This is a genomic window from Microbacterium sp. CH1 (assembly GCF_001595495.1).
Classification (GTDB): Bacteria; Actinomycetota; Actinomycetes; order Actinomycetales; family Microbacteriaceae; genus Microbacterium.
The window spans coordinates 1-6,407 of sequence record NZ_LOSO01000010.1; the positions used below are offsets into that span (position 1 = coordinate 1).

The window sequence follows — 6,407 nt, forward strand, 5'->3', positions numbered from 1 at the left end:
GTCCCGTCCCCGTCCCGTCCCGTCCCCGTCCCGTCCCGTCCCGTCCCGTCCCGTCCCGTCCCGGTCGCGGTCGCGCCGCGGTTCTGGCTGCACGACCCCGCCACGGATGCACGCCCTGTTCCCGGGTGTCGGTCGTCCCGTCGTGCTCAGGTCGTGCATCCGTCCCGGTCTCGGTCGTCGTGTGTCGGATCGACCGGGGGACACCTGCACGGCTCGGGTCCGTCTGCAGGGTCAGACCTGGGTCCCGGTCGTGCAGGCGGGACGAGGTCGTGCAGATGGGACTCGACGACGGAGTCCGGTTCCGTCCCTGTCCCGGTCCCGATCCCGGTCTCGGTCGTCGTGTGCCGGTCGTCGTGTGTCGGATCGACCGGGGGACACCGGCACGACTCGGGTCCGTCTGCAGGGTCAGACCTGGGGTCCGGTCGTGCAGGTGGGACGAGGTCGTGCAGATGGCACTCGACACGGGGGATGGAAGGGGCCGGGACGTCCGACCCAGGACAACGGGAGGACTGAGAGGATGACGGGATGACGGGGATCCGTGCGGGGCTGTGCTCGGTGACGTTCCGTGCCCTGCCGCCGGAGAGGATCGTCGCGCTCGCGGCCGCCGCGGGTCTCGACGTGATCGAGTGGGGCGGAGACGTGCATGTGCCGCCGGGGGATGTCGACCGCGCGGCGGAGGTCGCGCGGATGACCACGGATGCCGGACTCGCCGTCGCGTCCTACGGGTCGTACTTCCGCGCCGGTCCCGAGGAGTCGCTCACCGCGGTCCTCGACAGCGCCGCGGCCCTGGGTGCTGACCGGGTACGGGTGTGGGCCGGTGAACACGGCTCGGCGGAGGTGTCCGCGCCCGAGCGTGCCCGCGTCGTGACGCGGCTCCGCGCGGCGGCGGTCGAGGCGGCCTCCCGGGGCATCGGGCTCGCCCTGGAGTTCCACGGCGGCACGCTCGCCGACACCGCCCCGGCCACGCTCGAGCTGCTGCACGAGGTCGACCACCCGATGCTGTCGACGTACTGGCAGCCCACGGTCGGCGCCCCCGTCCCCGTGGCGCTCGAGGAGTTCCGCCGGCTCGGCCCCCATGTCTCCGCCGCTCATGTCTTCTCCTGGTGGCCGCGCACCGAGCGCCACCCGCTCCGCTCGCGGTCCGCACTGTGGACCCGGTTCTTCGCGGACGCCGCCGCCTCCGCGCACCCGCCGCGCGACGCGCTGCTGGAGTTCGTGCCCGACGACGCCCCTGAGCTCCTCGCCGGGGAAGCCGCCGCCCTCCTCGAGTTCCTCGGGCGGCAGCCGTGAGCGCCCCTCGAAGCGGTTCCGTTCCCGTCGGTAGGCTCGGAGCATGACCCCGTCCGCCACACCGGCAGAGCCGCCGGCCGCGCGTCGCCCCCGTCACGCCCGGGGACCGGCACCCACGCTGCACGACGTCGCGCTCGAGGCCGGAGTGTCCCTGGCGACCGCCTCTCGCGTGCTCAACGGTTCCGAACGCAAGGTCGCGGCGCCCTTCCGGGAGCGGGTGGAGGCCGCCGCCGAAGCCCTCGGCTACACGGCCAACGTCTCCGCGCAGGCGACCGCCCGCGGCCGCTCGCCGGTGATCGCGCTCCTCGTCGCGGACATCGCCGACCCCTACTTCGGTCTCATCGCCTCGGGCGTCGCCCGCGGAGCCGACGAACAGGGGCTCGTCGTGACCGTGGCCATCACCGAGCGCGATCCGGCGCGGGAGGCGCGCATCGTCCGAGCGCTGCGTGGACAGCGTCCGCAGGGCCTCATCCTCGCCGCCTCGCGGACGCAGGAGGAGGGGCAGGCCGAGACCGCTCGCGAGCTCGCCGAGTTCACCCGGCTCGGCGGCCGCGTCGTCGCGTTCGGCGCGGACGGCGACGGCGACCGCCGGGTGGAGATCGACAACCGGGCCGGGGCCGCCGCGCTCGGCCGTCGCATGGCGGAGCTCGGATACCGCTCGGCGGTACTCGTCGGGGCGGCGGAGGGCGTGCGCACCTCGGACGACCGGCTGGCGGGATTCCGGGCCGGATTCGCGGAGGGCGGCGGAGTGGTCGCGCAGACCGTCCGCGGTGACTTCCGTCGGGAGTCCGGGGCGGTGGCGATGACCGAAGCCCTCGCCACCGGTGTCCCCGCGGGCACCGTCGTGTTCGGCATCAGCGACGTCGTCGCGATCGGCGCGATGGCGGCCATCCGTGCAGCGGGCCGTGGGGTCGGCACGGACATCGCGGTCTGCGGCTTCGACGACGTGCCCTCGAGTCGCGACGTCACCCCGGCCCTCACCACGGTCCGCGTGCCGCTGAGTGATGCCGGGTACCAGGCCTTCCGCGCGATCGTCGACGAGGACTGGCAGCAGCCGACGCTCCCCCTCGAGGTGGTCGTACGCGCGAGCACCCCGGGGCTCCGGGCATGACCCGCGTCGTCATCGCTCCGGACAGCTTCAAGGGCACGATCACCGCGGCGGAGGCCGCTGCGGCGCTCGCCGACGGCTGGCGGGAGGTCGAGCCGGCCGCGGACATCGTGCTCCGTCCGATGGCCGACGGCGGGGAGGGGACGGTCGCGGCGTTCGCGACGGCCGTACCGGATGCACAGTGGATGCCGGTCACGGTCGACGGTCCGGCGGGCGCTCCCGTCGAGACGTCGTGGCTGCTCCTGCCGAGCACGACCGACGCCCCGGGCGGCACCGGTGTCGTCGACATCGCCTCGACCTCGGGCATCGAGCTCCTCGAACGTCTGCGCCCCGGGGATGCCGACACGACCGGCTTCGGCCAGGCGATCGCCGCGGCGCTCGATCACGGCGTCTCGCGCCTGATCCTCGGCATCGGCTCCAGCGCCTCCACCGACGGCGGCACCGGCATGCTCACCGCCCTCGGGGCACGCTTCCTCGACGCGGGCGGCGATCCGGTCGCGCGGGGCGCGCGTGGTCTGGCGGACATCGTCACGGCGGATCTCGAGGCCCTGCGTGGGGCGCCGGATGTCCGCGTGCTGACCGATGTCACGAATCCGCTCGTCGGCCCCAGCGGCGCGGCGGCGGTGTTCGGCCCGCAGAAGGGGCTCACGGCGCCGGAGGACATCGCCCACGTCGACGACGCGCTCGCCCATCTCGCCGCCCTCCTGACCGTCGACCCGGAGCTGCCGGGCACGGGGGCCGCCGGGGGGACGGGCGCCGCGCTCGTGCGCTGGGGCGGGGTCCTCGCTCCGGGGGCGGCCGAGGTGGCCGCGCTCGTCGACCTGCCAGGGGCCATTCGTGGTGCCGAGGTCGTGATCACCGGCGAGGGGTCCTACGACGGGCAGTCGGGCGACGGGAAGGTGCCGTCGTTCCTCGCCGCGCTCGCGGCGGAGGCGGGGGCGCGACCGCTGCTCGCCGCAGGACGGGTCGCGGAGGATGCGGACACGACCCTGTTCGCGGAGACCCGGTCCTTGACCGCGCTGGCGGGGTCGACGACCGCCGCCCTGACCGATCCCGCACGCTGGCTCCGGGTCGCGGGCGCGGAGCTGGCTCGGACGCGGTGACCGGCCCGGACGCCCCGCCCGTGGGGGCGACGACGGCGGGGACACGGCCATGCGTTGACACCGCAGAACCGTCGGCATAGACTCGCAACACCGAACGGGAATGCGCTTTCCCGAATCCTTCACGAAGATGTCGAGGACCCCATGTCGTCTGCCCCCTCCGCGACCATGACCCTGGCGCTGGCCGCCGATCGCCCCGAGCCTCCGGGCATCGTCCGCTGGTGGAGCCGCCACTGGCACCCGCTCGTCTTCGTGCTCGCGGTGCTCGCGCTCTGGTGGGTCTCCACGAGCCTCGGGTGGGTGCCGGCCTTCATCATCCCGTCGCCTGCCGACACCTGGGCCGCCTTCACCGACAACGCCGCCTACCTCGCGCAGAACACCTGGGTCACCACCTACGAGACCGTGATCGGATTCGTCATCGCGGTCGTCGTCGGCGTCCTCGTCGCGGTGCTCATGGTCTACTCCCCAGGCCTGGAGCAGACGCTCTATCCCGTCATCCTCTTCGCGCAGGTCATCCCGAAGATCGCCATCGCCCCGCTGTTCGTCGTCTGGCTCGGGTTCGGGGCGGAGCCGAAGATCCTCGTGGCCGTGCTCATGGCGTTCTTCCCTGTCGTCATCTCGGGCCTCGCGGGTCTGCGCACCGTCGACCCGGAGATCCTCCAGCTCGCATCGACCATGGGAGCCAGCCGCTTCAAGACCTTCCTCAAGGTGCGTCTGCCCGCGGCTCTGCCCGAGCTCCTCTCCGGCCTCAAGGTCGCCGCGACGCTCGCGGTCACCGGTGCCGTCGTCGGCGAGTTCGTCGGCGCGAACGAGGGCCTCGGCTACGTGATCCTCCAGGCCAACGGCAACCTCGACACCGCAATGCTCTTCGCCGCGCTCATCATCATGTCGCTGCTCGGCGTCATCCTCTTCGGCATCATCCAGATCGCCGAGCGCTTCCTCATCCCGTGGCACGCCTCCAAGCGCGACGTCGCCGCGGCCACCGTTCGACTCTGACCCCCCTCGCCCCCACGAAAGAAGGCACTGATGAAGAAGTCAGGCACCATCCTCAGCTCGATCGCCCTCGCGTCCGCCGCGGTGCTCGCCCTCTCCGGCTGCGGAGGATCGACGGCCCCGGCGAGCTCCGGCGACGGTGACGGCGGCGAGCTCACGCCGGTCACCCTCATGCTCAACTGGTACCCGTACGGCGAGCACGCCGCGTTCTACTACGGCGTCGATCAGGGCATCTTCGAGGAGCACGGCATCGACCTCACGATCAAGGCCGGCCAGGGCTCGACGAAGACCGCGCAGGCCGTCGGGCAGGGGCAGGTCGACTTCGGCTGGGCGGACACCCCCGCCGTCCTCGCGAACATCGACAAGGGCGTCGGCATCAAGAGCGTCGGCGTCTTCCTGCAGACCACGCCGTCGGCCGTGCAGGTCTTCGCCGACTCCGGCATCTCCAGCCCGGAAGACCTCAAGGGCAAGACCATCGCGGTCTCCGCGGGCGACGCCCCGACCACGACCTTCCCGATGTACCTCGAGGCCGTGGGCCTGGAGGAGGGCGATGTGACGCAGCAGAACCTCGACGCCGCGGGCAAGATCGCCGCCATGCTCTCGGGCAAGGTCGACGGTCTCATCGGCTTCGCGCACGACCAGGGCCCGACCATCGCCGACAAGAGCGGCAAGGACGTCGAGTACCTGCGCTACTCCGACGCCGGCCTGAACTTCTTCAGCAACGGTCTCATCGCGCCCACCGACACCATCGAGAACGACCCGGAGCTCGTCGAGGCGCTGGTCGCCGCGACCTCCGAGGCCTTCGAGGCCGCGCAGGAGGACCCCGAGGCGGCGGTGGCCGCGATGGAGGGCAAGGACCCGCAGATGCCGTCGCAGGAGGTGCTGCTGCACCAGTGGGAGGAGACCATCGAGCTGCTCCACACCGACGCCACCGAGGGCCAGGCTCCCGGCGCGAACGCCACCGAGGACTGGGAGTCCACGCTGGAGGTGCTGTCCGTGGCCGGGCTCATCTCGGGCGAGGGCGACGTGGAGACCTACTTCGACGACGCCTTCACCCCCGGGAAGTGAGACCGATCGCCATGGACACTCACGTGCAGCAGGAACGCGCAGCCGCGGCCACGAGCACCGCTCCGGCGCTCGAGGTCTCGGATCTCGCGATCACCTTCGCCTCCAAGCGGCGCCAGGTCACGGCTCTCGAGGGCGTCGACCTGCGCGTCGAGGAGGGGGAGTTCCTCTCCATCGCCGGGCCCTCGGGGTGCGGCAAGTCGACGCTCTTGAAGGCCGTGGCGGGACTCACCGCTCCGAGCCGGGGCAGCATCCGCCTCCGAGGCGACGAGGTCCGCGGTCCGCGGCAGGATATCGGCTACGTGTTCCAGCGGGCGGCGCTTCTGGAATGGCGCAGCGTCCGCGGCAACATCCTCCTGCAGGCCGAGATGCGCGGGATGGACATGCGCAAGGCACAGGCCCGTGCCGACGAGCTCATCGAGATGACCGGTCTCACCGGCTTCGAGAAGTCCCTGCCGCACGAGCTCTCCGGTGGCATGCAGCAGCGGGTGTCGCTGTGTCGTGCGCTGCTGCACGAGCCCCGGGTGCTGCTCATGGACGAGCCGTTCGGTGCTCTCGACGCCCTCACGCGCGAGCGTATGAACGTCGAGCTCAACCGGATCTGGAGCGCCACCGGCACGACCGTGCTGCTCGTGACCCACTCGGTCGCGGAGGCCGTCTACCTCGCCAGTCGGGTGATCGTGATGGGGCCGCGCCCCGGGCGGATCCTGGAGGAGCACCGCGTCGACCTCCCCGCCCGCCGCGGCTACGCCGATGTTCTGGAGACGGAGGAGTTCCACCGCGTCTCCAGCCGCGTCCGCGAGCTCCTCGGCTCCTCCACCGACGCCGACTGACTCGTCCCATCCCCGGCC

Annotated in this window: 6 protein-coding genes; all 6 read left to right on the top strand. The window is 72.3% G+C overall.

Going from position 1 to position 6,407, the window contains the following annotated elements; all coding sequences use genetic code 11:
• The first annotated feature begins 525 nt into the window (after positions 1 to 525).
• The 6 genes from AUV07_RS03280 (at position 526) to AUV07_RS03305 (ending at position 6,389) form a co-directional block, all read left to right on the top strand.
• Complete coding sequence (locus AUV07_RS03280) at positions 526 to 1,290, top strand: sugar phosphate isomerase/epimerase family protein (protein ID WP_062633860.1); 765 nt, start codon at positions 526 to 528, stop codon at positions 1,288 to 1,290.
• Between the two features lie 43 nt (positions 1,291 to 1,333).
• The gene (locus AUV07_RS03285) at positions 1,334 to 2,401 is read left to right on the top strand and encodes a LacI family DNA-binding transcriptional regulator (RefSeq protein ID WP_082802835.1); all 1,068 of its coding nucleotides are present in this window, start codon (positions 1,334 to 1,336) and stop codon (positions 2,399 to 2,401) included.
• The gene (locus AUV07_RS03290; protein WP_062633862.1) at positions 2,398 to 3,501 is read left to right on the top strand and encodes a glycerate kinase; all 1,104 of its coding nucleotides are present in this window, start codon (positions 2,398 to 2,400) and stop codon (positions 3,499 to 3,501) included. Before AUV07_RS03285 ends, AUV07_RS03290 begins: the two co-directional genes overlap by 4 nt.
• Positions 3,502 to 3,642: 141 nt before the next feature.
• Positions 3,643 to 4,494: an ABC transporter permease gene (locus AUV07_RS03295; RefSeq protein WP_082802836.1), complete on the top strand. Its 852-nt coding sequence runs from the start codon at positions 3,643 to 3,645 to the stop codon at positions 4,492 to 4,494.
• Between the two features lie 30 nt (positions 4,495 to 4,524).
• Positions 4,525 to 5,559: an ABC transporter substrate-binding protein gene (locus AUV07_RS03300; RefSeq protein ID WP_062633864.1), complete on the top strand. Its 1,035-nt coding sequence runs from the start codon at positions 4,525 to 4,527 to the stop codon at positions 5,557 to 5,559.
• A gap of 11 nt (positions 5,560 to 5,570) precedes the next feature.
• Positions 5,571 to 6,389 (top strand): ABC transporter ATP-binding protein, encoded by an 819-nt coding sequence (locus AUV07_RS03305; protein WP_062633866.1) that lies wholly within the window; start codon positions 5,571 to 5,573, stop codon positions 6,387 to 6,389.
• Positions 6,390 to 6,407: the final 18 nt, after the last annotated feature.

Bases quoted from the DNA above. Each gene is read 5' to 3' on its own strand.
- AUV07_RS03305 (WP_062633866.1), top strand. From the start codon at position 5,571: ATGGACACTCACGTGCAGCAGGAACGCGCAGCCGCGGCCACGAGCACC.
- AUV07_RS03280 (WP_062633860.1), top strand. From the start codon at position 526: ATGACGGGGATCCGTGCGGGGCTGTGCTCGGTGACGTTCCGTGCCCTG.
- AUV07_RS03290 (WP_062633862.1), top strand. From the start codon at position 2,398: ATGACCCGCGTCGTCATCGCTCCGGACAGCTTCAAGGGCACGATCACC.
- AUV07_RS03295 (WP_082802836.1), top strand. From the start codon at position 3,643: ATGTCGTCTGCCCCCTCCGCGACCATGACCCTGGCGCTGGCCGCCGAT.
- AUV07_RS03285 (WP_082802835.1), top strand. From the start codon at position 1,334: ATGACCCCGTCCGCCACACCGGCAGAGCCGCCGGCCGCGCGTCGCCCC.
- AUV07_RS03300 (WP_062633864.1), top strand. From the start codon at position 4,525: ATGAAGAAGTCAGGCACCATCCTCAGCTCGATCGCCCTCGCGTCCGCC.